22 protein-coding genes, 1 other RNA gene and 2 pseudogenes are annotated in these 24,188 nt (G+C 53.7%); 10 read left to right on the top strand and 15 right to left on the bottom strand.

The features are described from left to right. Position 1: 1 nt before the first annotated feature. From ACVWZ0_RS17060 to ACVWZ0_RS17050, 3 genes are all read left to right on the top strand, one after another. Entirely contained in the window at positions 2–1,195 is a 1,194-nt protein-coding gene (locus ACVWZ0_RS17060; protein WP_253459126.1) for a glycoside hydrolase family 53 protein, read from the top strand. Positions 1,196–1,242: 47 nt separating this feature from the next. Next, entirely contained in the window at positions 1,243–3,303 is a 2,061-nt protein-coding gene (locus tag ACVWZ0_RS17055; RefSeq protein ID WP_253459128.1) for a beta-galactosidase, read from the top strand. A gap of 70 nt (positions 3,304–3,373) precedes the next feature. After that, on the top strand, positions 3,374–3,688 hold the full coding sequence (locus ACVWZ0_RS17050) for a glucose PTS transporter subunit EIIB (RefSeq protein ID WP_253459130.1): 315 nt from the start codon (positions 3,374–3,376) through the stop codon (positions 3,686–3,688). Positions 3,689–3,772: 84 nt separating this feature from the next. Here ACVWZ0_RS17050 and ACVWZ0_RS17045 read toward each other — a convergent pair whose 3' ends face one another. Then, positions 3,773–5,035, bottom strand: coding sequence for a maltoporin (locus tag ACVWZ0_RS17045; RefSeq protein ID WP_253459132.1), 1,263 nt, complete (start codon positions 5,033–5,035; stop codon positions 3,773–3,775). A gap of 262 nt (positions 5,036–5,297) precedes the next feature. On the opposite strand from ACVWZ0_RS17045, the gene ACVWZ0_RS17040 reads away from it, so the two are divergent. Continuing rightward, positions 5,298–6,368 carry a LacI family DNA-binding transcriptional regulator gene (locus ACVWZ0_RS17040; protein ID WP_253459135.1) on the top strand — a complete coding sequence of 357 codons (1,071 nt, stop codon included), beginning with the start codon at positions 5,298–5,300 and terminating at the stop codon, positions 6,366–6,368. Positions 6,369–6,759: 391 nt separating this feature from the next. Here the strand turns inward: ACVWZ0_RS17040 and ACVWZ0_RS17035 are convergent, their stop codons facing one another. From ACVWZ0_RS17035 to ACVWZ0_RS17020, 4 genes and pseudogenes are all read right to left on the bottom strand, one after another. After that, positions 6,760–7,230, bottom strand: a complete 471-nt coding sequence (locus ACVWZ0_RS17035) for a DUF943 family protein (RefSeq protein WP_253459139.1) — start codon at positions 7,228–7,230, stop codon at positions 6,760–6,762. Then, positions 7,214–8,066, bottom strand: a pseudogene (locus ACVWZ0_RS17030) (YPO3983 family protein). The gene ACVWZ0_RS17035 and the pseudogene ACVWZ0_RS17030 overlap by 17 nt, the downstream one beginning before the upstream one ends. A 372-nt stretch (positions 8,067–8,438) precedes the next feature. Then, positions 8,439–8,903 (bottom strand): DUF943 family protein, encoded by a 465-nt coding sequence (locus ACVWZ0_RS17025; RefSeq protein WP_253459142.1) that lies wholly within the window; start codon positions 8,901–8,903, stop codon positions 8,439–8,441. After that, entirely contained in the window at positions 8,887–9,690 is an 804-nt protein-coding gene (locus ACVWZ0_RS17020; RefSeq protein ID WP_367399475.1) for a YPO3983 family protein, read from the bottom strand. The genes ACVWZ0_RS17025 and ACVWZ0_RS17020 overlap by 17 nt, the downstream gene beginning before the upstream one ends. A gap of 824 nt (positions 9,691–10,514) precedes the next feature. Here ACVWZ0_RS17020 and ACVWZ0_RS17015 point away from each other — a divergent pair. Then, a complete protein-coding gene (locus ACVWZ0_RS17015) occupies positions 10,515–10,730 on the top strand; it encodes a hypothetical protein (protein ID WP_253459145.1) in 216 nt (71 codons plus the stop codon). An 834-nt stretch (positions 10,731–11,564) separates the two neighbouring features. Here ACVWZ0_RS17015 and ACVWZ0_RS17010 read toward each other — a convergent pair. The 4 genes and pseudogenes from ACVWZ0_RS17010 to smpB form a co-directional block, all read right to left on the bottom strand. Next, complete coding sequence (locus tag ACVWZ0_RS17010; RefSeq protein ID WP_253459148.1) at positions 11,565–12,038, bottom strand: hypothetical protein; 474 nt, start codon at positions 12,036–12,038, stop codon at positions 11,565–11,567. A 109-nt stretch (positions 12,039–12,147) separates the two neighbouring features. Further along, a pseudogene (locus tag ACVWZ0_RS17005) lies at positions 12,148–12,806 on the bottom strand (primase-like DNA-binding domain-containing protein); the annotation flags it as partial. Positions 12,807–12,923: 117 nt separating this feature from the next. Then, positions 12,924–13,287: a transfer-messenger RNA gene (gene ssrA, locus ACVWZ0_RS17000) on the bottom strand. A 49-nt stretch (positions 13,288–13,336) separates the two neighbouring features. Beyond that, positions 13,337–13,819, bottom strand: a complete 483-nt coding sequence (gene smpB, locus ACVWZ0_RS16995; protein ID WP_125289457.1) for an SsrA-binding protein SmpB — start codon at positions 13,817–13,819, stop codon at positions 13,337–13,339. A 158-nt stretch (positions 13,820–13,977) separates the two neighbouring features. On the opposite strand from smpB, the gene ACVWZ0_RS16990 reads away from it, so the two are divergent. Next, positions 13,978–14,412 (top strand): type II toxin-antitoxin system RatA family toxin, encoded by a 435-nt coding sequence (locus ACVWZ0_RS16990; protein WP_125289458.1) that lies wholly within the window; start codon positions 13,978–13,980, stop codon positions 14,410–14,412. Continuing rightward, positions 14,405–14,692 carry an RnfH family protein gene (locus tag ACVWZ0_RS16985; RefSeq protein ID WP_125289459.1) on the top strand — a complete coding sequence of 96 codons (288 nt, stop codon included), beginning with the start codon at positions 14,405–14,407 and terminating at the stop codon, positions 14,690–14,692. The genes ACVWZ0_RS16990 and ACVWZ0_RS16985 overlap by 8 nt, the downstream gene beginning before the upstream one ends. Before the next feature lie 91 nt (positions 14,693–14,783). Here ACVWZ0_RS16985 and bamE read toward each other — a convergent pair whose 3' ends face one another. The 3 genes from bamE to nadK all read right to left on the bottom strand — a co-directional run bounded on the left by bamE (position 14,784) and on the right by nadK (position 17,932). Beyond that, on the bottom strand, positions 14,784–15,131 hold the full coding sequence (gene bamE, locus ACVWZ0_RS16980) for an outer membrane protein assembly factor BamE (RefSeq protein WP_253459150.1): 348 nt from the start codon (positions 15,129–15,131) through the stop codon (positions 14,784–14,786). 172 nt (positions 15,132–15,303) lie between these two features. Next, positions 15,304–16,965, bottom strand: coding sequence for a DNA repair protein RecN (gene recN / locus ACVWZ0_RS16975; protein WP_253459153.1), 1,662 nt, complete (start codon positions 16,963–16,965; stop codon positions 15,304–15,306). 88 nt (positions 16,966–17,053) lie between these two features. Further along, on the bottom strand, positions 17,054–17,932 hold the full coding sequence (nadK, locus tag ACVWZ0_RS16970; protein ID WP_125289462.1) for an NAD(+) kinase: 879 nt from the start codon (positions 17,930–17,932) through the stop codon (positions 17,054–17,056). Between the two features lie 124 nt (positions 17,933–18,056). On the opposite strand from nadK, the gene grpE reads away from it, so the two are divergent. After that, the gene (gene grpE, locus ACVWZ0_RS16965) at positions 18,057–18,635 is read left to right on the top strand and encodes a nucleotide exchange factor GrpE (RefSeq protein ID WP_125289463.1); all 579 of its coding nucleotides are present in this window, start codon (positions 18,057–18,059) and stop codon (positions 18,633–18,635) included. A gap of 64 nt (positions 18,636–18,699) precedes the next feature. On the opposite strand, the gene ung is transcribed toward grpE, so the two are convergent. After that, positions 18,700–19,380 carry a uracil-DNA glycosylase gene (gene ung / locus ACVWZ0_RS16960; protein WP_253459156.1) on the bottom strand — a complete coding sequence of 227 codons (681 nt, stop codon included), beginning with the start codon at positions 19,378–19,380 and terminating at the stop codon, positions 18,700–18,702. Positions 19,381–19,652: 272 nt separating this feature from the next. Here ung and grcA point away from each other — a divergent pair, with 272 nt between their 5' ends. Further along, on the top strand, positions 19,653–20,036 hold the full coding sequence (grcA, locus tag ACVWZ0_RS16955) for an autonomous glycyl radical cofactor GrcA (RefSeq protein ID WP_253459159.1): 384 nt from the start codon (positions 19,653–19,655) through the stop codon (positions 20,034–20,036). A gap of 231 nt (positions 20,037–20,267) precedes the next feature. On the opposite strand, the gene srmB is transcribed toward grcA, so the two are convergent. Continuing rightward, positions 20,268–21,599 (bottom strand): ATP-dependent RNA helicase SrmB, encoded by a 1,332-nt coding sequence (srmB, locus tag ACVWZ0_RS16950; protein WP_253459161.1) that lies wholly within the window; start codon positions 21,597–21,599, stop codon positions 20,268–20,270. 132 nt (positions 21,600–21,731) lie between these two features. Between srmB and trmN the strand changes: the two genes are divergently transcribed. After that, positions 21,732–22,469, top strand: a complete 738-nt coding sequence (gene trmN, locus ACVWZ0_RS16945) for a tRNA(1)(Val) (adenine(37)-N(6))-methyltransferase TrmN (protein WP_253459164.1) — start codon at positions 21,732–21,734, stop codon at positions 22,467–22,469. Here trmN and nadB read toward each other — a convergent pair whose 3' ends face one another. Further along, a complete protein-coding gene (gene nadB, locus ACVWZ0_RS16940) occupies positions 22,470–24,062 on the bottom strand; it encodes an L-aspartate oxidase (RefSeq protein WP_253459167.1) in 1,593 nt (530 codons plus the stop codon). Positions 24,063–24,188: the final 126 nt, after the last annotated feature.

Here is a 24,188-nt window from a genome sequence, read left to right as displayed (position 1 = left end):
CATGACACCAAAAACCTTACTTCTCGCCCTGGCGCTGGCCTGGGCGACACCGCTGCTCGCCGCCGATCCGGCACCTGTCGCCTCCGCCGGGCCGTGGCCAGCGGATTTTGTGAAGGGTGCGGATATCTCTTCACTGGCGGAACTGGAGCGACAGGGCGCGAAATTCTATAACGCGGCCAATCAGCAGCAGGATGCCATCGCCATCCTGAAAGCCAACGGCATCAATACCGTTCGTCTACGGCTGTGGGTCGATCCCCGCGACGGCAGCGGCCATACCTACGGCGGCGGCGGTAACGATCTGCCGACCACATTGGCGCTGGCAAAACGCGTAAAAGCCGCGGGCCTGAAGCTGCTGCTCGACATCCATTACAGCGACTTCTGGACCGATCCCGGCAAGCAGTTCAAGCCTAAAGCCTGGCAGTCGTTGCCGTTCCCGCAGCTGGAAACTGCGGTGCATGACTATACGCGCGACGCCATCGCCCGCTTTAAGGCGGAAGGCGTAATGCCGGATATCGTGCAGATCGGCAACGAGCTGAACGGCGGCATGCTCTGGCCAGAGGGCAAAAGCTGGGGGCAGAACGGCGGCGAGTTCGATCGGCTGGCGGCCCTGCTGAAAGCGGGCATCAGTGGCCTGCGCGAAAACCTCAGCGATCCGCAGCAGGTGAAGATCATGCTGCATCTGGCCGAAGGCACCAAAAACGATATGTTCCGCTGGTGGTTTGATGAAATCGTCAAGCGCCAGGTGCCGTTCGATATTATCGGCCTGTCGATGTACACCTACTGGAACGGCCCGATTAGCGCGCTGAAAGCCAATATGGACGACATCAGCCAGCGCTATAACAAAGACGTAATGGTGGTGGAGGCCGCCTATGGCTACACGCTGGAAAACTGCGATAGCGCCGAAAACAGCTTCCAGGCTAAAGAGGAACAGGCGGGCGGCTATCCCGGCACGGTGGCCGGTCAGGCGGCCTGGCTGCACGATCTAATCAAAGCGGTGCTGGCGGTGCCGAACCATCGCGGCAAAGGCGTGGTGTACTGGGAGCCGGCCTGGATCCCGGCGCCGGGCAATACCTGGGCGACGCCAGCCGGGATGAAGTATATCCACGACGAGTGGAAACAGGGTAACGCCCGCGAAAATCAGGCGTTGTTTGACTGTCACGGCAAGGCGCTGCCTTCGCTACAGGTTTTTCATTAATCCATTGGCGCTATCGCTGATATTTCTGACACCTCAAAGGAACAGGTATGAATAAATTTCCCCCGCTCAGCGCCAGGGTCAACGCGCTGCTGCACGGCGCTGACTACAACCCGGAACAGTGGGCTCACCAGCCGGGTATCATTGATGATGATGTAGCGATGATGAAGCAGGCACGCTGTAACGTGATGTCCGTCGGCATTTTCAGCTGGGCGAAGCTGGAGCCGGAGGAGGGACGCTACGATTTCGCCTGGCTGGACAACGTGCTGGACAAGCTGCACCAGCAGGGCATTTCGGTGTTCCTCGCCACGCCCAGCGGCGCGCGTCCGGCCTGGATGTCGCAGAAATACCCGCAGGTGCTGCGTGTTGGACGCGATCGCGTGCCCGCGCTGCATGGCGGCCGACATAATCACTGTATGACCTCGCCGGTTTACCGCCAGAAAGTGCGGGCGATGAATGAACAGCTGGCCGCGCGTTATGCGCACCATCCGGCGGTGATAGGCTGGCACATTTCCAATGAGTACGGCGGCGAATGCCATTGCGATCGCTGCCAGGAAGCTTTTCGCGGCTGGCTGCAGCACCGTTACGAAACGCTGGAAAATCTTAATCACGCCTGGTGGAGCGATTTCTGGAGCCACACCTACAGCGACTGGTCGCAGGTTGTCTCGCCGGCTCCGCAGGGCGAAGTCTCGATCCATGGCCTGAACCTCGACTGGCGGCGGTTTATGACCGATCAGGTCACCGACTTCTGTCGTGAAGAGATCAAACCGCTGAAGGCGGCGAACCCGGCGCTGCCCGCAACCACCAACTTTATGGAGTACTTTTACGATTACGACTACTGGAAGCTGGCGCAGGCGCTTGATTTCATCTCATGGGACAGCTATCCCATGTGGCACAACGACAAGGATGAAACCGCGCTCGCCTGCTATACCGCGATGTATCACGACCTGATGCGTACCCTGAAGCAGGGCAAACCCTTTGTGCTGATGGAGTCGACGCCGAGCGCCACCAACTGGCAGCCAACCAGCAAGCTTAAAAAGCCGGGTATGCATATCCTTTCCTCGCTCCAGGCGGTGGCGCATGGCGCGGACTCGGTGCAGTACTTTCAGTGGCGCAAAAGCCGCGGTTCGGTTGAAAAATTCCATGGCGCAGTGATCGACCACGTCGGCCATCTCGATACCCGCACCGGGCGTGAAGTCAGCGAGCTGGGCCGGATGCTGGCGGCGATGACGCCGGTAGTCGGCAGCCGGACTGAAGCCAAAGTGGCGATCGTCTTTGACTGGGAAAGCCGTTGGGCAATGGACAATGCCCAGGGGCCGCGCAATCTGGGCCTGCATTATGAGCGCACCGTCAACGAACACTATCGCGCGTTCTGGGAGCAGGGCGTGGCGGTGGATGTGATTAACGGCGACAGCGATTTCAGCGGCTATGCGCTGGTGATAGCGCCCATGCTCTATATGGTGCGCGACGGCTTTGCCGGGCGTGTGCAGCAGCATCTGGAGCAGGGCGGCCACTTTGTTGCCAGCTACTGGAGCGGCATCGTCAATGAAAGCGATCTCTGCTATCCCGGCGGATTTCCAGGCCCGCTGCGGCCGCTGCTGGGTATCTGGGCGGAAGAGATCGATAGCCTGACGGATGAAGAGTTCAACGGCGTGCGCGGCGTGCGCGGCAACGAGCTTGGCCTGAGCGGGCCTTATCAGGCACGCGAGCTTTGCGAGCATATCCATCTGGAAGGCGCTACGGCGCTGGCCAGCTATGAGAGCGACTTCTACGCCGGTACGCCTGCTGTCACCGTTAACCGCGTTGGCCAGGGCAAAGCCTGGTATATCGCATCGCGTAACGATCTGGCGTTCCATCGTGACTTCTACGGCGCGCTGATTAAACAGCTGGCGCTGCCGCGCGCGCTGGCGATCGATCTGCCGCCAGGCGTCACGGCCCAGCGGCGCACCGATGGCGAACGTGCCTTTATCTTTCTGCAGAATTTTAGCGGCCAAACGCATCATCTACAGCTACCGGCGGGGCTTGAGGATTTAATTGACGGCACGCCGCTGGCCGGGCCGCTGACGCTGGTGCCGTGGGGCTGCCGCGTTTTGTGCGCGCCGCTGGCTTGATGGAGCGGTAAGCGTTGTCAGTAAGACGGCGGGCAGCAGCCCGCCTTTTTTTTCTCTGAAGGAGAGCAGCATGGTGAGTCTGAAATCGTTTAAACACTACTTCAGTCGACAGGCATTGCCGACTGAGGCCGCCCCGGCCGACAGCGCTTTGCTGGATCGGCTGATGAACTGCTTTGGCGGGCGCGACAATATCCGGCAGGTAGACGCCTGTTTAACGCGGCTACGCGTAACGGTGAAATCACTGGCGGTGGTAGATTCTGCGGGGTTGCAGGAGGCGGGAGCGATTGGCGTGGTTATTCTTGGGCATGAAGTTCATGCGATTTTCGGTACGCAGTCCGATCGTCTGCGTCAGCTGCTGGAGGCGCGCTTCTTTCAGCCGGGATAAAAAAAAAGGATAACCGGCGACGGTTATCCAAAATAAGCCTCTGTATAAGAGGCTAATAATAATGACAATGAGGATAGTGCGCGTTTACCACCAGGCTTCGACCTGCACGCCGAAGTTCCAGGTATCGTTACTGGTGTTGTCCTGGAAGCTGTGGCCGTTTTCAGAGTCATTCAGGTAAGAGGCAAACACGCGCAGTTCAGGGCGCGACATAAACTCCGAACCGGCGGCCAGCGCTAAAGCCAGGGTGTATTTCTGTCCGGCCTGTTTGTAGTCGCCACCGACTTTATTCTCATCTTTCTGCCAGAAACTGCCCACTTCACCGATGCCGCGCACATACTGCGTAAACTGGTACTGACCACGGCCCACCAGCGACAGCAGCGTACTTTTATTGGTCAGGGCGGTAACGTCATCGGCCGATCCCCAGGTGAAGACCTGATTCAGCGAAAACTTATCGGTGATCGGCAGCAGGCCGGTGTTGATCACGCGGTAGCCTTTGGCATTGCTGGTGTCGTTCCACATGTCATACCAGCCGCCGCCCTGGGAGATCATGTTTTGCGCCAGCCCTTTATCCGCATATTGCAGCACCAGTTTCTGATAGCCGCCCCAGAGATCCTGACTGATTTCGCCTGTTACCATCACGCCGTTTTCAGCGTCGTACAGGCCGCCATACTCTTCCTGTTTTTTGGTGGTGTTAGGAATGGCGTAATCAATACCAAACTCGGTCCACGCGCCGCTCCAGGGTTTCCAGCCGGCATAACGAAGATCGAGGTAGTTAATATTTACGTCGTTGTCGTCATCCACGCGGTAGTCCACGTCATTGGCATCGCCACGGATCCAGGCGAAGGAGATGGCGCCGGGGCCGAGCGTATAGTTTTCAATACCGGCGCCGGAACCGGAAATATTCCAGTATTTGGTATCGATGATATGTAAATCGTGGCGCTGGTAATAGCGTTTACCGCCCCAGATCACCGCATTTTTGTCGCCAGGCATCAGCCCCTTGATCTGCAGATTAAGCTGACGCAGGCCAAACTGCGCATCGTCGCCGAAAGTGGTTTCGTTGTCGTTGGAGCCGTCGGAAAACATGCTGACCATGGTGTCGACGTAGAAGCTGACGTCATCCTGTTTATAGACTTCGCTGCCCAGCTCAACCTCGCCATAGGTATCCGCTTCGTTGCCCAGACGGCCAATCTTGTTTTTCTGCCACTCTTCCATGCCGCCATCCTGAGACACGCCTACGCCACCGCGCAGGTAGCCATGGAAATCAATGTTGTCGATCGCCGCATAAAGTGTAGGGGAGGTCAGGACTGCAGCGAGCGCCACAGCAGCAGTGCGAAGCCTTGTATTCATGTTACCCTCAGTTTAATTGTAATACGTTCACATACGGCGGCAGTAAACGCCTTTCCCCCAGAGGGTGACAATTCAAATCGCAATAATATGTGACATACTGCAAATAAAAGGGCGCATTTTGTAACGATTGGTGAAACAGATCACTTAATCCTGTATGTGAAGGTATAACTTTTTTGTTGTTTTATTGCAGTGTGATAACGGTAACCTGACCTGAAGTTACGTTATGATACTATTCCGCCACTGGTTAACAGGGATGCGAGTTATGAAATCAAAAAATGCCACCTTAGAGGACGTTGCCCGCCATGCTGGCGTGTCGTATCAGACGGTTTCGCGGGTTTTGAATAAGTCGGCAAACGTCTCGGAAGCAACGCGGCGCAAGGTGGAGGCCGCCATTGAAACTCTGCGCTACGTGCCTAACAGACTGGCGCAGCAGCTGGTCGGTAAGCAAAGCACGACGCTGGGACTGGTGACCACCTCGCTGGCGCTGCACGCGCCTTCACAGGTGGCCGCGGCGGTAAAACGCTACGCCAATGCCGCTGACTATCAGGTGCTGATCGCCATGATTGATGAGAACGTCAATCAAAGTTTGCAGGATTGTATCAATGAGCTGAAGTCGCAGCGGGTGGATAAGGTCATTATCAACGTGCCGCTGGAGAGCGAAGATGCCGAGCGGATCGTGCTGGAGAACGAAGATATCCTGTGCCTGTTTCTGGATGTCGATCCCTACACGTCGGTGTTTAACGTTTCGTTTAACCCGGCGGACGGCACCCGCGCCAGCGTCAAATATCTTTATGAGCAGGGGCACCGTGATTTTGCGTTGCTGGCCGGGCCTGAACAGTCGGTTTCCGCCAGGCTGCGTCTGAAAAGCTGGCTGGAGACGCTGGCCAGCTATGGCCTGGAGCCGGTCAGCATCCGCCACGGTAACTGGGACGCGCAGAGCGGCTATAACGGCATCCTGCAGCTGCTGCGTGAAGCGCCTGACTTCAGCGCGCTGCTGGTAGGCAACGATCAGATGGCGCTCGGCGTGTTAAGCGCGCTTCATCAGCGCGGCGTGGCGGTACCCGGACAGATTTCCGTTATTGGCTACGATGACACTTATGAAAGCGCGTTTTTCCATCCGGCTCTGACCACGGTTTCGTTGGATCTTGACCTACAGGGAAAAGAAGCGGTAGCGCGTATTCTGTTGGCCAGCGATCTCGATCGGCAACGCTCGTCATCAATCCTGCCGGCGAAGCTGGTGGTGCGCAGCTCTACCGGTGCGGCCGATCAAAAGCAGCAAAATTTAAAGCAGCTTGCCGAACAGCTGCGCCTGATTGCCAGCCAGCTGGAGTAGGTAACCGGCGAGTGGATCCTGCCAGAACGCGCTGCTGAAAGCAGGCCTGTGTAATTCGGGCCTTAGCGAAGCTGGCTGATGGATAAGCACAAAGCCCTTTTCGCGCGCTTTTTAATGGCGGGGCGAATGAGCGAAACCGCCGGATTTTACTGTCGCTGGATTTAACAGGTCACTCAAGGCTGTCGTCATGGTAGAGAATGCAATCATACCCGGCGCATATCAAAGCAGGGCATTCATGTCGTGAAAGGCGCAATATCAGTGAGGCGGCGGCAAGGCATTGCCGCTTTTCTCCGTCTGGATAGACTCCTGAGTATTTGCTACTTCCGCTTTGCTGGTGCAAGCCGGGCAGGGCGGATGATTTTATTGCTGCCTCTACGCGAGAGAGGCAGACCTAATCAGATGTAACTTTTATAATGTCGCCATTAAGGTCTAAGCGATAATTATCGCCATCATACACAGTGAACATTAAACCCATATTTATACTTTTATCTACAGAAAAGATAGCGTCCTTTTCGATGCAGTTTATTTTTGTTTTTATATCATTAAAACAGAGTCTGTCATATTTTACTTCTTCCTTATACCCTTTCCCAAACAACCAGAAGGTGACATAAAAATAGCCATTTGAATCAGGTTTTGGAATGGCATATTTATCTTTTAACATATTCTGGTTTTTTAACCACCATTTAATTTTCCCTTTATCAGTCGGTGGAAAACTAGTGACCAGCACATCACTGAAACCACTACTTCTGTGATGAATAGCGACAATCTCTACTGGACGCAGAGACAACCAAAACCAGTAGACAAGCAGCACCAAGCCAGCCAGAAAGAGCGAAGCTATAGTTTTCCTATTTTTCACTCTCATTTGTGAGCTCCCTTAATTTCTATGATGGCTTCCATGTTGGTCATAAAGGGCTTGAAGCCAAACTGATTGTATCGCTGGAGCACGAACCAGATACGGAAAAAATGGAACTGGCTGAATTTTTTCTTCAGTATATCGTCACTGTCGAGGCCAAAGTGATCCTGAACTTTGTAATGCACCACTACGCGAAAGTGATCGTTATAAATATGCAGTTATTTTATGGTGATACGCGTTGCCCAAGTATCATGAACAGTGATACCCATGCCATTAAAATCATCCTGGAAACGGTCAAATTTAGGGAGTTTCCCGCCGAGGATTATTTCTTTTAATTTATCCTTTTCTTTTGCTGGGTAATGTTTTTTATGCCAATCAATATTTTTTTTAATAACTTCATGCAGTCTTAGGCGAGTGCTATTTTTTGATTTGTCATTAAGAATATGCTCCTTTAAAGCTGTGTCCAGTGACATATCATGGAAAGGCGTACCGTTGCCGTTTTGCATATGGGTAATCATCTTTTCGATCAGGTGGCTGTACGGCCCATAAATGGAAAAATTACGGGATAACGAGCGGAACTCATCAAACAGCATCATGGCGCACTGCTGCCGACTAATTTTCTCTCCGGCTCCGCGCCGATTGCAACAGAACATGGATTGAGGCCGATCCATTGAGGAACGCCGGGTCAGCATGTAAGGATCAATACGGTCAGAGATATAGTCCAGCCGGTAATGGGATTTCAGTTGTGCTTCAGTCAGATCGCCACAGCGCATATCCTCAGCGCTATAGTCATCCATCCTATTTTGAGTTTTGAATATAGTACAGGGAAACTGTAGAGCCGCCATCATGATACATTCCTTGTGTCATTGTCCGGTGTAGAGTTAACAGAGGATAATACGCGGTGACTGGCAGTGATGTAAATGCCGTGCAATCACCACCGTAATTTTACAGAAAAGCGTTAACCACGTACGCTGGCCTGGATAAGAGCGGGTAAAGCGTAAATTCCTGCCCGTGCTGCAAAAGGCCCGATATCTGTTAAACAGGCCGCTATATATCTGGGCAGACCAGGATGTAGTATCACAGATGCAGCAGGTAGCCAGGTGTTGCCGCTTTTCTTTCCGTCGAAATAGCCCTTTGGTCTTTTGCTATCCCGCATGGCAAGTGCAATTTAGAAAGAACGGAAATTTTATTGCTGCCTTAACGGCAGGTGACTGAATTTATTCGTATTTTCTTTTATCTATCTCACCATTTTCCTTTACGTAATATTTTCCGCTATCCATTCGAAAATACAAGCCTGTATTTTTACTATATACCACCATCATTAGCGAGTTTTTATCAATGCAGTTTTTTACTGCTTTCATATCATCAAAGCAGAGTCTGTCATAACCATCAGTTTCTTTATATTCATCACCAAAATCCCAAAAAATGACGGTAAAAAAACCATCCTGGGCAGGTTTGGGGGTGTTGTAAATATCCTTTATATTTTTCTTGTTTGTCAGCCACCAATTAATTTTCCCTCGTTCAGTTAATGGAAAATTATTTACCAGGATATCGCTATAGTTATGCCTTTGGTGAATGGCTATGATCTCCACGGGACGTAATGACAACCAAAATAAGTAACCCAGCAGAGTACAGCCAACCAGTAATGATGCACAAAGCAATTTTTTATTTTTTGATTTCATTGCGTTCACCTGTAATCTCTACAGTTACTCCGATATCGGTTATGTATGGTTTGAAACCAAACTGACTGTATCGCTGCAGCACGAACCAGATACGGAAGAAATGAAACTGGTTGAATCTTGTTTGCAGAATATCATCGCTGTCCAGACCAAAGTGATCCTGGATCTGATAATGCACCACTGCCCGGTAACAGTCATTATCAATTTTTAATGACTTTATCGTAATACATGTTGCCCAGGTATCGTGAACAGTGATGCCCATACCATTATAATTATCCTGGAATCTGTCGAATTTAGGAAGCTTTCCGCTAAGTACGGCATCCCTCAGTTTGCCTGATCCTTCTCGTGGGTAACGTTTATTTTCCCAATTAATATTTATGCTTAAGGCTTCTTGCAATAATAAGTACGTACTATTTTTTGTTCTGTCGTTAAGAATATGCTCCTTTAAAGCCGTGTCCAGTGACATATCATGGAAAGGCGTACCGTTACCGTTTTGCATATGGATGATCATCTTTTCGATCAGGTGGCTGTACGGCCCATAAATGGAAAAATTACGGGATAACGAGCGGAACTCATCAAACAGCATCATGGCGCACTGCCGCCGGCTAATTTTCTCTCCGGCTCCGCGCCGATTGCAACAGAACATGGATTGAGGCCGATCCATTGAGGAACGCCGGGTCAGCATGTAAGGATCAACACGGTCAGAGATATAGTCCAGCCGGTAATGGGATTTCAGTTGTGCTTCAGTCAGATCGCCACAGCGCATATCCTCAGCGCCATAGTCATCCATCCGGTTTTGAGTTTTGAATTATAGTACAGGGAAACTGTAGAGCCGCCATCATGATACATTCCTTGTGTCATTGTCCGGTGTAGTGTTCACAGGGGATAATACGCGGTGACTGGCAGTGATGTAAATCTTCAATTATTACTGCCTGTAATCTTTTACAGCTCTTGTGCTGAGGATGCACCGCTAAGGTCTGATTTATCAAAGCGCCATTTGGCAATTTTATAATTTTTTGGTTCTTGTGCTCTTTATTTTGGATCTTCTGCTCTTTATGTTTTTAAATGGTTTTTTTGAATTCAACTTTGAGTGGTATATCAATGCCGTTTCGTCTACGGTTTTTCAACCGGTCGATAGTTAGTATCCAGGCATAGACCATTACACGGGTTGTCTTTCGCTATAGCAGGTTAAAGCTATCAAAGTTAGTGACGTGATGTCTTAGTCTGAAAGAGTAATTGTTAAACTAATTTTTTGAAGATTGTAATAAAAAATATAAGGGAAAAGTATTCACCCTGTTCACTTTTTAATTTTTGTGATTTATTATCAGTGACTTAAATGATTAATTAGGCGGAAATTCTTCGCCATTCTTCATCCGAAGGTGAACACCATTCGCCGCTAGAGATAAAATCGGCCTGGCCAGCGGGCAATGCACACTGTCTTGCCCTGCTGCTTCTGCTGGTGCGAATAGTCGACTGGAGAATTTTCCGGGAAGCACTTTCCTCACCGGAGAGCAGTTGGATACAGGCGCAGAAAATAATTACATCAATGAAATTTATACCGAAATAGTGATTTCCGGCGACAATTTATATCCGGCCCTGAACAGGAGAAACACAATGCATAAGGTCTCGAATCTACTGGTTTTTATCGGCCTTGTTAGCTTTGCAATAGCTTTGGCCGTGAACCTCTACAGCAGCTATGCCGTCAGTCATGTCAACAGCGCGCTGCTGTTCTCTACTAACTGGTGGGCGCGCTGGTTCCCGATTTATGTCTCGGGCATTGCGCTACTTTTTATTGGTCTGGTGTTGCGTCTGACCGGTCGCGCGCGTTAAGCAATAATGAGCGCATTATAGCCAGACGTCTTGCTGAGTGCAGCCCGCCAGCAAGCGCCTGGCGCACGGAGTGAGGCGGACTGGCGACAGGCGCAGGCGAGAGGAGGCCAGCTTAGCCTGGCGCATCACCAGCATTGCTGCCTGCTGCGTACATGGCGATATAGTGCATTTTCCCCTTGTTCTGGCGTAGCCGGGTTTACCTGGCGGTTAACGATATCTGCCAGCCGGATACAGGCGACGTGGCCGGATTGATGAATGAATTATCAGCAGTGATGGACTTTGCGTTTGCCGCAGAGTCAGCGGAAGGCGAGGCGGCCTAGCTGAAACTGAACGACGTGCAGATTAGCTGGCTAGCCGTTACCGATAGCTATCGTTTGGTTCATCAGCAGCAAATTACTGATTTTGATCACGCCGGCAAGCTGGCTCAGGCTATCTCCGGGGTATTGTTAAACTGGAAGCGCTGTCGTTTTCACTATTGGTCGCCCGCTACTGAGGCTGCCGGAAGCGCTTAGGGCGTGGACTACGGTAGAGAGAATGGCTGAGCGGGTTTAAGTGGGGCGATTACAGAGGTAATTGCTGATGTATAGCGGTTAATGCGGAAAGGTCTGGGCACACCGCCGCTGAAGGATACAAAAAAGCCCGCAGGGCTTATACCATACGTGCTCTCAGATCTTTGTCGGATGGGCTGGCGGAATCTGAATTTTTTCGGCAATGTTATTTATATTATTTTATAAATTCAATTTTGATGAGTATAGCTGAGCGTATGCCAAGAGCGTTTCGTCTCGCAGCTTTGTCGCCTGTTCTGGTGATAAAGAAAAGCGCCCAGAGACTGCACTAACGGCTACCGTCAGCCCTGGCCGGAGCAGGATTAGCGGAGATATCAATGTATTTCCGCAATCTCGTCGGACGACTTACACCGCGAGGATCGGAAAAGGGCAGTTTTAACGTGGGTGAAGGCGATACTTTTACTGTCCATGTGGTATCACCGATAAAGCGGAAGCTTGCGGAGCGGGGCGAAACCTTTAAATCTTTAAAGCGACCTGAAGTATAAGCGCCTCCAATAGTCAGTTCTTCTACTACGCCTTGAGAAAGATCCAACAGTAGGATCGTCAGCATTTCTTCAAAGATGACGTCATCCGTCACGAATAAAAGATAGCGACGCGCATCGACTTTTATCGCAGCCTCAAGCACTTGGCCGGGAATAATAATTCCTGTTGAGTTGTCTTCAAGCAGCACTTCAGACCGGGCCTGGGTGGTATCTGTTGCCTGATTCACTTCCGATAACGATAGTGTCGTAATTTCTTCCATCTCTATTTCCACCAGTTGCCCATTTCCCATGCCGCTAAAGCACCGCCCACAAATCCGCCTAATAGCACGCATACGGGTGCGTCAGGCCCACACATTAAACCAGCAATAGCACCGCCAGCCCGAACGCCGTCAGGCTCATGGGGTGCTGATGCCCTCTGCCCTCCATAAACGACAGGTAGGCGTGATAGAGGTAGCGGCGCGGATTCATGGGCCGGATATTGGCGTTGCCGATAAACAATCCGGTCGGAGTACTCAGCGGCGTCAGGTAGCCGCAGAAGTCGACCAGCGGGTCGGCGCTGCGCTTGATTTCCAGCGCTTCTTCTGAAGATTGCTGCGCCTGAAGCAGCTCGCGGGCGTCGTCCGGGCGGGTGAAGCGCTGCATCAGGTGGCGCACGATAACCGCCAGCTCACCGGCAATCTTTTCCAGCAGCTGCGGGTCGCGCTCGTTTGCCGGTATCACGTCCGGGAACGGCAGGATTACCCGGCGACGGGACACGCCGCCGCTGCGGTCGCTGAAGCGCATCGGGTTGTTGTTCACTGCCAGTATCACCGCGGGATGTGCGTTGAGTAGGCGTCACGGTACTTCGGGTCAATCGCCACGGCGTCGCCGCCGGTAATCGCCTTGATGCCCGCGCCGTCGCCGCTCCACTTCTCCTGGTCCGGCAGGATAATCAGCGAGTAGCCCACCACGCTTGCGCGTTCCCGTGACGATTCCAGCGTGTCGATGGTGGCGGCCGTGGTGTTGTCCTCTCCGGCCAGCAATTGCGGCCATCTCGCTTGTATCGCTCCGCGACAAATCCAGGACACAAAAAAGCCCGCAAAACTTTCGCTTTGCGGGCTTTCAGGACTTCATCGAATGGTTCTGGTAGCCATCGACCAAGAATTTGGTGGAGCTGGCGGGAGTTGAACCCGCGTCCGAAATTACTACACCGTCGGCACTACATGCTTAGTCCAGTCTTTACATTCGCCGGTTAGCTGCGAACGGACACGCTACTAACAAACTAGCCTGATTGGATTTAACGCTTCAACCCCAGGCAGGGCATCCACGCGATCTCTTTTGGGTTTGACCTCTCTTGATCCCCGTCCTAAGAGCGGAGGCTAGGGAGAGAGGGCTCTTAGCAGGTTATTAAGCTGCTAGGGCGTAGTTTTCGTCGTTTGCGACTATTTTTTTGCGGCTTTTAACGAGGCAAACCGCCCCTCGGCATGCTCCTAGGGCTTCGCAAATCCCGTCGAATCCAGAATCAGCCCCAAGTACTGTTTAGCAGTATAACAGAAAAACCTCACGCAATGCCAGTACCTTAGCGATTTGCGTGCTTCATTATACGTGCTTTGTCTGTCTTCCACTCACGCTCTTTGATGTCGTCACGCTTGTCGTGCTCTTTCTTACCTCTCGCCACGCCGATTTTCAGCTTGGCCCAGGCGTTTTTCCAGTACAGCGACAGCGGCACGATGGTGTAACCGTCGCGATTAGCTTTGCCAAACAGCGTATCCAGCTCTCGCTCCTTCAACAGAAGCTTACGGGTGCGCGTAGGATCGCAAACCACGTGAGAGGATGCGCCGGTCAGCGCCTGAAAAGTTGCGCCGAACAGGAACGCTTCACCATCGCGCAGCATAATGTAGCTTTCGCTGATGTTGGCCTTACCTGCACGGAGAGATTTGACCTCCCATCCCTGGAGCGACAGACCCGCTTCGAACTCTTCCTCAATAAAGTATTCGTGGCGCGCCCGCTTGTTCATGGCAATGGTGGCAGAACCGGGTTTATGTGCTTTTTTCTTTGTCATAGTGCAACTTAGTGTACATGAAGCGGTGAATGATGGCATCCCCTGTAACAACAAGCGCGGGGAAAAGCGCTATTTTAGCAGAACGCTGGCGGCTGAGAATTTTTGTTTACAGGCCGTCGATGTTATTATTGTAAAGTTTAAGATTAACAGGAAACGTTATGTCCCAGATTAGTCGTTCTGCGCTGGTGCCCTACAGTGCTGAGCAAATGTTCCGGTTGGTAAACGATGTGGATGCCTATCCGGAGTTTCTACCAGGGTGTACCGGCAGTCGCGTGCTGGATTCCAGTGAGCAGCAGATGACGGCGTCGGTAGATGTTTCCAAAGCCGGGATCAGCAAAACCTTCGTCACGCGCAACACGCTGAACAACAACAAGAGCATCCAGATGCAGCTGGTTGACGGGCCTTTTCGCAAATTGACCGGCGGCTGGCAGTTTACCGAACTGAGCGAAGATGCCTGTAAAGTTGAACTGAATCTGGAGTTTGAATTCACCAACATGCTGGTCGAGATGGCGTTTGGCCGCATCTTTAAAGAGCTGGCCAGCAGCATGGTGCAGGCTTTCACCAAGCGCGCAAAAGAGGTTTACAGTGCCTGATATCGCGGTAGAAGTGGTCTATGCGCTTCCTGAAAAACAGTATCTTTATACGGTTAACGTGGAAGAGGGCGCCACTGTCGAACAGGCGATTAAAGCTTCCGGACTGCTGGAGCTGCGCAACGATATCGATCTTGCCAGCAACAAAGTGGGCATTTTCAGCCGTCCGGTTAAGCTGAGCGATGAAGTGCACAGCGGCGACAGGATTGAAATCTATCGTCCGCTGCTGGCCGATCCCAAAGAGCTGCGCCGCCAGCGCGCAGAGCGAGCCGCAAAAAAATAAGGCGCTCTTCAGCGCCTTATCTGTTTTTCTTCCCGTCGCCTTCCCAATCTACACGACCGCAGTCGGGCCGACAGGTTGGTCAGCCTCTGCCTTAGCGCTTATTGGACGACAGCTGAGGCTTGTTATCGATATTGGTCAATACGCCGTTGCTGTCAAAGGTCAGCGTCAGCGTCTGCTGGGTCACAGGTTGATGGCCCGGCTCCTGACGGAAAACGTAATACCAGACGTTGCTGCCGAAAGGATCGTGCATCATCGGCGTGCCCAGGGTGTAAGCCACCTGCTGTTGGGTCATGCCGGTATGGATTTTAGAGACGTCATTCGCAACCAGGTAGTTGCCCTGGTTGATGTCCGGCCGGTAAACCACTCGCTCCAGAGTGGAACATCCGGCGGTCGTCATCAGCAGAACCACCGCCGCAGCAGTCAGCGTTTTACAGCGCATAAGTATCTTTATTCCTTTTCGGGCCAACACCTTGGGCATCAGGCTATTTTATATTCTGTATCGGTTTATCGCTTCGATCACAGCGTCAGAAGCCGATGATAATAAACCTTTCCGCAGTTGGAAACCTCTACGAAGCAAGGTTATGACCGCCGGATGCCAAAAAAGTGCCGTTTCAGGCCGCCAAAAGCTCTTTTGCGTTAGCTAAGGTGTTGCGCGTTACCTCGCTGCCGCCCAGCAGACGCGCCAGCTCCTGCAGACGCGCGCGCTTGTCCAGCGGCTGCATATGCGTTTCGGTCATCTCGCCGTCCGTTTCCTTGCTGACAAAGAAATGGTGATTACCACAGCCCGCCACCTGTGGAAGGTGGGTTACGCACATGACCTGGGTGGATTCGCCCAGCTGGCGCAGCATTTTACCGACGACCGCAGCGGTTGGGCCGCTGATACCCACATCCACCTCATCGAAAATCAAGGCTGGAGTATCCATCTTACGCGCGGTAATCACCTGAATCGCCAGCGCGATACGCGACAGCTCGCCGCCGGAGGCGACTTTAGACAGCGGCTGCAGCGGCTGCCCTGGGTTCGTGGTCACGCGGAACTCGATACGATCTGCGCCTTCTGCGGTCAGATGGTCCGGGTTGAACTGGACTTCAATAGCCAGGCGGCCGTGCGGCATTGACAGCGCGTGCATACTTTCGCCAATCAGCTGGCTCAGCTCCTGCGCATAGTGCAAACGGCGCTCATGCAGACGCTCGGCGCATTCCACGGCGGTTTTGTGATGCTTTGCCACGGCCAGCGCCAGCTCTTCCTGATTGCTTTCCTGCTGATCGAGCTGGGCCTGCTCTTCCAGCAGCTGCTGATGATAGCCAGCCAGCTCGTCCGCAGAGATGCGATGCTTGCGCGACAGCGAGATATAGCGCGACAGACGCTGCTCCAGCTCGTAAAGACGGTTAGGGTCGAGATCTAAACGTTCGCAGTAATGACGCAGTTCGTCACTGGCCTCGCTGATCTGAATGGCCGCCTCGTCCAGCATGACGCAAACGCCGTTGAGTTTATCATCCATCGCCACCAGTTCGCTCAACAGCTGCTGCGCGGTATAAAGCTGGTTCTGCAACGTAGTATGTTCACCGTCGGCCAGCAGCATTAACGCCTGCTGGCTGGTGGACAGCAGCTGACCGCTGTTCGCCAGACGCTTGTACTCTTCGTCGATGGCTTCATATTCGCCTGCAACCGGCGCAAACTCGTTCAGCTCTTTGAGCTGATACTGCAACAGCTCGCGACGGGCTTCACGCTCCTGCGACAGCTGCTGATGCTGCGCCAGCACGCGACAGCTCTGGTTCCACTGGCGATAGCTCTGCGCCACTTCCTGCATCAGGCCGTTCTCGCCTGCGTAGCCATCCAGCAGCGTTTTCTGATGTTCTGGCTTCAGCAGCAGCTGATGGGCGTGTTGACCGTGGATCTGAATCAGCAGCTGGCCCAGATCGCGCAGCTGGGAAAGCGGAACGGAGGTGCCGTTGATAAAGCCGCGAGAGCGGCCGTCGCTGCTGATTACGCGGCGCAGCAGGCATTCGCTGCCTTCGTCCAGCTGGTTCTCCACCAGCCAGGCGAGGGCAGAAGGGGTATCTTTCAGGGAGAAGCGGGCACAGAGGTCGGCGCGATTTGCGCCCTGACGCACCATATCGGCTTCAGCGCGACCGCCCAGGCAGAGGCCGAGCGCATCGATAGCAATAGATTTACCCGCGCCGGTTTCGCCGGTGATTGCGGTCATGCCACGCTGAAAATCGATTTCAAGTTCACGAACAATCGCAAAATTACTGATGGTCAGTTGTGCCAGCATAGAAAGCGTTCCTGTATGAAAACACAGATATGGTTTTTCATACAGTATATACTGGTTCTATAACCAGTAAAGTAGCTGGCAACGGATTTTAAAACAATTTTTTCGACCAGCCAAGTTTTGAGCTTAACGTATTGAAATAGTTGTAATTTTGCGGATGAATAAGATTCAGGTGATCGTCATTACGGCGGATCAGTACGTCTTCGCCTTCCTGGATAGGCAGCGCGATCTGACTGTCGCAGCTGACTTCCAAGTCGCTGCGCATATGGGAAAAGCGCAGCCGAATCGTACTGTTGCTGTTGATTACCAGCGGCCTGGCCGAAAGCGTATGCGGGAACATAGGCACAATAGCAATCGCATCCAGCGAGGGCGTCAGGATAGGGCCGCCAGCGGAAAGCGAATAGGCGGTCGACCCGGTCGGCGTAGAGATAATCAGGCCGTCGGAACGCTGCGAAAAAGCGAAGGTCTCATCGATATACACTTCAAACTCAATCATATGCGCGACCTTGCCGGGGTGCAGCACCACTTCGTTAATTGCCGTACCGACGCGCGGCTCGCGGCCCTGGCGGCAAACCCGCGCCTCCAGCAAAAAGCGGCTTTCCGTAATGTACTTGCCTTCCAGCACGTCGGCCAGCTGCTGCTGCGCGTTATCCGGATCGAGGTCGGTCAGGAAACCCAGGTTGCCGCGATTGATGCCGATGACCTTGATATCGTAGCGAGCCAGCACCCGCGCCGCGCCCAGCATATTGCCATCGCCGCCTACCACCACCGCCAGATCGGCCTTTTGCCCGATTTCTGACAGCGAGCCGGTTTCGACGTCGGCCAGATTCAGCTCGCGGGCTATCTGCTCTTCGATGATCACCTGATAGCCCTTCGCCGTAAGCCAGCGACAGAGCATTTCGTGAGTGGTCAGCGCGGTAGGATGGCGCGGATGGCCCACAATACCGATGCAGTTAAAATGGTTGTTCATGATGCTGGTGTTCCTCATGAGGTAAACTACCTCAGACAATGTAACGGGTTCCCTTGAAACCGCAATTCTGATCCCCATAATAAGCGAACCAGCGAGATGAATGTGCACAAACGCGGAGAAATTCATGAGTAGTAAAGAACAGAACACACCAAACGAGCAAGTCTCAGACGATATCGAGATGGAACAGGCAACCCAGGACGCGGAGACAGCAGAAGGCGTGGATCCGCGTGATGAGCGCATTGCCGAGCTGGAAGCCCAGCTGGCACAGGCGCAGGGTGGCGTTCGTGAAGCGCAGCTGCGTGCTCAGGCCGAAATCGAAAATATTCGTCGCCGCACCGAACTGGATGTGGAAAAAGCGCATAAATTTGCGCTGGAAAAATTCGCCAACGAGCTGCTGCCGGTTATCGACAGCCTGGAGCGCGCGCTGGAACTGGCCGACAAAGAGAACAGCGAGCTGACCGCGATGATCGAGGGTATCGATCTGACGCTGAAATCCCTGCTTGGCGCCGTGCGTAAGTTCGGCGTGGAAGTGGTTGGCGACGTCAACGTGCCGTTTAACCCGGAAATCCATCAGGCGATGTCGATGATTGAATCCGAAGACGTGGCGCCGAATCACGTGCTGATGGTCATGCAGCGCGGCTACACGCTGAACGGTCGCCTGCTGCGCCCGGCAATGGTTGCGGTAGCGAAAGCCAAAGGCTGATAGCTATAACGAAAAAAAGCACCTTCGGGTGCTTTTTTTGTGTCCGCAGCCGCAGCCAGAGAAGCTAGTCTGGCAGAACCGGCGTCCAGTCTATCGGCTGCTCACCGTGCTGTTCCAGCCATTCATTGGTTTTGGAAAAGTGTCCGCAGCCAAAGAAGCCGCGATGGGCCGAAAGCGGAGAAGGGTGGGGCGCCTGTAAAACATGATGGCGCTGGCGATCGATAATGCTGCCTTTTTTCTGCGCGTGCGATCCCCATAGCAAAAACACCACGTTCTCGCGATGCTCGTTAATGACGGCAATCACGCGGTCGGTAAAGGTTTCCCAGCCGAAACGGGCATGTGAATGCGCCTGTCCCGCCTCCACGGTTAAGACCGTATTCAACAGCAGCACGCCCTGACGCGCCCAGCTTTCCAGAAAACCATGATTGGGACGCTGGAAGCCCGGAATATCGGTGACCAGTTCCTTATACATATTCACCAGCGACGGCGGCACGGCCACGCCGGGCAGCACCGAGAAGGCAAGGCCATGCGCCTGATTAGGGCCGTGATACGGATCCTGACCGAGGATCACCACTTTGACATCGCCCAGCTCCGTCAGGCGAAAAGCATTGAACACGTCCTTTTGCGGCGGATAAACGGTTTTTCCGGCCGCACGTTCTTTAGCCACCATCGATAACGTCTCGATGAAGTAAGGTTTCTCTTTTTCCTCTGCCAGCACATCGTGCCAGGTCAGCGTATTGACCATGTCCGCCTCCTTTAGGGTAATCAGGGTGTAGCTTAGCGCGGATCGCTACCGACACAAACTTAAAATAAAGTTTAAAAATACAAAAAAACCAGGAAAGAGCGGTGCGGTAAAGTTGAGATAAATCATAAAGTTGACGATATGTGCACAGTAAAGGACGCTCACTTTTTGATTTCGGTCAAAGCTGCCTGGTTTCCAGGCTGTTATATAGGTCGGATACAGATCAATTTTCTCTGCTGATACCTCATCAGCCACCAACCGCCTGGGAGGCAACAATGATTTCCGGAATCCAAATCACCAAAGCAACTAATCCAGCGCTAGTTAACTCTTTCTGGCTACTCGATAATGAAAAAGAAGAGGCTCGCTGCATCTGCGCCAAGGACAGCTATAAAGAAGATCAAATTGTACCGGTAAGCGATTTCGGCCAGTTTGAATACCGCGACGTACCGCTGGATATCCAGCCGCAGGTACGCGTAGAGGGTGGTCAGCACCTGAACGTTAACGTGCTGCGCCGTGAAACGCTGGAAGATGCCGTCAAACATCCGGAAAAATATCCGCAGCTGACGATCCGCGTGTCAGGCTACGCCGTGCGTTTCAACGCGTTAACGCCTGAACAGCAGCGCGATGTGATTGCTCGTACCTTTACTGCAAGCCTGTAAGAGAAAGACGGCTGCCTGAGGATAATAAGGCGGGCGCTGAAAATAACATCAGGGAAATATTATCTTAGTTTATTGAAATATAAGATGTAATTTAAAAACAAGGAAAGGGCCGCGCAGCTGCATGGCAGAAATCAGTATTTCAGGCAGAAAATCAGGTTAAACAGTAATAAATAAAATAAAAGATGTAAAAAAACCGCCCTGACGAGGGCGGTTTTTTGTTGGGCAGCGTATTTATTCAGCGCTGTCGGTTTTTGGCGCAGAGCTCGGCTTGCGACGCTTGCCAACGTTTTTGGCATCGCGATGGCGTTTCTTCACGCGCGGCTTCTCTTCGCTATCTTTCTTCTCTTTCTGCTCTTTACGCTTCGCCAGCACTTTCTTCGACGGCTTGCCGTTCAGCTTTTCGCTTGGCGCGCGCGTGGTTGGACGCAGCTCATCGATGGTGCGGGCCTTCAGGGGCTCGTTGACGTAGCGGCTGATTTTACCCAGCAGTAAAAAGTCATGCGCTTCCACCAGCGAAATCGCAGTGCCTTTTTTGCCCGCGCGGCCGGTACGACCGATGCGGTGCAGATAGGTATCCGCCGTGCGCGGCAGATCGAAGTTAAAGACGTGACTGACATCGTCAATATCGATGCCGCGCGCCGCGACGTCGGTAGCCACCAGCACGTTGACACGGCCATCGACGACACGCTTAATCGCTTCGTTACGCTTGAACTGCTCCAGTTCACCTTCCAGATAGCTGGAGTTGATACCGGCGTCGCGCAGCCAGCCGCACAGCTCATGCACACGCTCGCGCTTGCGCACGAAGATCACCGAACGGGTGACTTCCGGCTGTTTCAGCAGGTGAAGCAGCAGGGCGGTTTTATGCTTAACGTCATCGGCGCGGTAATACCATTGCAGGATCTTCTTACGCTCGCGGCGGGCGGGATCGGCTTCAATCTCGACCGGCTCGTTAAGCAGGCGCTCGGAGAAATCTTTAATCGCTTCGCCTTCCAGCGTGGCGGAGAAAAGCAGCGTCTGTTTACGCCAGCGGGTTTCCGCCGCGATAGTTTCGATATCCTGCGCGAAGCCCATATCCAGCATACGGTCGGCTTCATCCAGGATCAGCGTCTCTACCGCACGGCAGTCAAAGTTCTCTTCTTTGATGTATTGCAGCAGACGACCGGTGGTAGCGACTACCACATCCTGGTTTTCGCTGAACACTTCCGCATGGTTCATATAAGCCACGCCGCCGGTGATGGTCGCGATATCCAGATGCGTGTTTTTCGCCAGCTCGCGAGCCTGATCGGCCACCTGCATCGCCAGTTCGCGAGTCGGTGTCAGGATCAGAATACGCGGCGGGCCGGATTTTTTGCGCGGGAAGTCCAGCAGATGCTGGAGCGCAGGCAGCAGGTAAGCCGCGGTTTTGCCTGTACCTGTTGGTGCCGAACCCAGAACGTCGCGACCCTCCAGTGCAGGCGGGATCGCAGCGGCCTGGATTGCCGTGGGGCGCGTGAAGCCCTTTTCCTGCAGGGCGTCCAGCAGGCTTTCATCAAGTTCGAGTTCGGAAAAAGTGGTTACAGTCATGGTCTACCTCAGTTTGGGGCGCTGATTATAGACAGATTGCGCGCGATCTTCATCTCTTTGTGTGGAATGAATGACTTTTCCTTGCATCTTAATTGTCCTATGCTAGCGCCGTTTCCCTTTCAGGTCGCTTAAATGTCACAACAAAAAGCGGTATTACGCCCTAACGGCTTTACCTTTAAACAATTTTTTATCGCGCACGATCGCTGCGCCATGAAGGTCGGCACCGACGGCGTGCTGCTGGGTGCCTGGGCACCGGTGGCGGAAGCTACCGCCGTGCTGGATATTGGCACGGGCAGCGGCCTGATTGCGCTGATGCTGGCGCAGCGTACCGGTGAAAACGTCTGCGTGGAAGCGGTTGAGCTGGATGAGCAGGCCGCGCGACAGGCGCAGGAAAACGCGGCGGCATCTCCCTGGGCCGGGCGTATCCGCATCCATCAGGACGATATTCGCCACTGGACAAAACGGTGCGAGCGCCGCTACTCGCTGATTGTCAGCAATCCGCCCTATTTTGTACCGGGCAGCGAATGCGCCACGCCGGCACGTGCCTCGGCGCGCTCTACTACCGATCTGACACATGATGTTCTGCTGGCCTGCGCCGAAGAGCTGATCACCGAAGACGGTTTCTTTTGCGTGGTGCTGCCGACAGCGGCAGGCGATCGGCTGGTGGCACTGGCGCTACAGCGCGGCTGGCATCTGCGTTTTCGTACCGACGTTGCCGACAATGATAACCGGCCGCCTAACCGCGTGCTGTTGGCGCTGTCGCCTGAATCGGGCGAGCTTTTTCAGGACAGAATGACGATACGCGGGCCGGATCAGCGTTATTCAGAAGCGCATTGCAGCCTGACCCGCGACTTTTATCTTTTCCGTTAATCAGGGCGTCAGGATGGTCGGCCTGGCTTCCGCCAGCCGCTGGGGATAATCCAGCGTATAGTGCAGGCCGCGACTCTCTTTTCTTGCCATCGCGCAGCGCACCATCAGTTCCGCCACCTGCACCAGGTTACGCAGCTCCAGCAGATTATTGGAAATACGGAAGTTGGCGTAATACTCATCAATTTCCTGCTGAAGCAGGTTAATCCGGCGCAGCGCTCTTTCCAGCCGTCGGGTGGTGCGCACTATCCCCACGTAGTCCCACATAAAAAGCCGCAGCTCATGCCAGTTATGCTGAAGGATGACCTGCTCGTCCGAGTCGTCCACGCGGCTTTCGTCCCACGCGGGCAAATTATCTACCGGCCCAACGCGCTGAAGCCAGGTGGCGATATTCTCTGCCGCCGACCAGCCGTAAACCAGGCATTCCAGCAACGAGTTAGAAGCAAGACGATTGGCGCCGTGCAGCCCGGTATAGCTGACTTCGCCTATGGCATACAGGCCGTTCAAATCGGTGCGGCCATAGTGATCCACCATCACGCCGCCGCAGGTATAGTGCGCCGCCGGGACAATCGGAATCGGCTCCTTGGTCAGATCGAAACCCAGCGTCTTCAGCTTTTCGGCAATGGTCGGGAAGTGCGCCCTGACAAATTCCGGCGGTTTATGGCTGATATCCAGATACATGCAGTCCGCGCCCAGCCGTTTCATCTCATGATCGATGGCGCGGGCGACGATATCCCTTGGCGCCAGCTCTGCGCGCTCGTCGAAGTCAGGCATAAAGCGCGTGCCGTCGGGTCGTTTCAGCAGCGCGCCTTCGCCCCGCAGCGCTTCGGTCAGCAAAAAGTTTCTCGCCTCGGGATGGTACAGGCAGGTCGGGTGAAACTGATTAAACTCCAGGTTAGCCACGCGACAGCCCGCGCGCCAGGCCATGGCGATGCCGTCGCCAGAGGCCACATCGGGATTGGTGGTGTACTGGTAAACTTTGGCGGCGCCGCCGGTCGCCAGCACTACCGCCCGGGCGCGGCAGGTTTCCACCTTTTCGCGTTTGCGGTTCCAGATCCAGGCGCCCACGACGCGGCGCTCGCCCGGCAGGCCGATTTTATCTGAGACGATCAAATCCACCGCGTTGCTGCGCTCAAGGATGGTAATGCCGGGATGGCTGAGTGCCTGGCTGACCAGCGTGGTTTCTACCGCGCGGCCGGTGGCGTCGGCGCTGTGCAGGATACGGCGATGGCTGTGGCCGCCTTCACGCGTCAGATGATAGCTGCTGTCCGTGTCCGCTTTATCAAACATCATGCCGTTATCGATTAGCCACTGCACACAGTGGCGGGCATTACTGGCGATAAAGGAAACTGCCTCCCGATCGCAAAGGCCGTCGCCCGCAACCAGCGTATCTTCCACATGTGAGGCAACGCTGTCGGTTTCATCGAAAACGGCCGCTATCCCGCCCTGGGCATACAGCGTCGAACCTTCGTTGATCGGCCCCTTGCTTAATACGGTTACCCGCTGCTGGTCGGCCAGACGCAGCGCCAGCGACAGGCCTGCCGCACCGCTGCCAATAATTAACACGTCACAACTGTAATCGGATGCCAGAGTCATAGTGTTTAATTTACTAAACAGGTTGTTTGCTGAGCATAGCGCCGTTCGCAGAAGCAAAAAAGGTTTTTTTCTGTACAGCGCAAAAAACAGTGCCCCAGACCGTTCGGACTGGCCTGAAAAATGGCG

Source organism: Erwinia sp. TECH1 (assembly GCF_054057575.1).
Note: the sequence above shows the minus strand (reverse complement) of the source record. Positions and strands in the feature narration are given on the sequence as shown.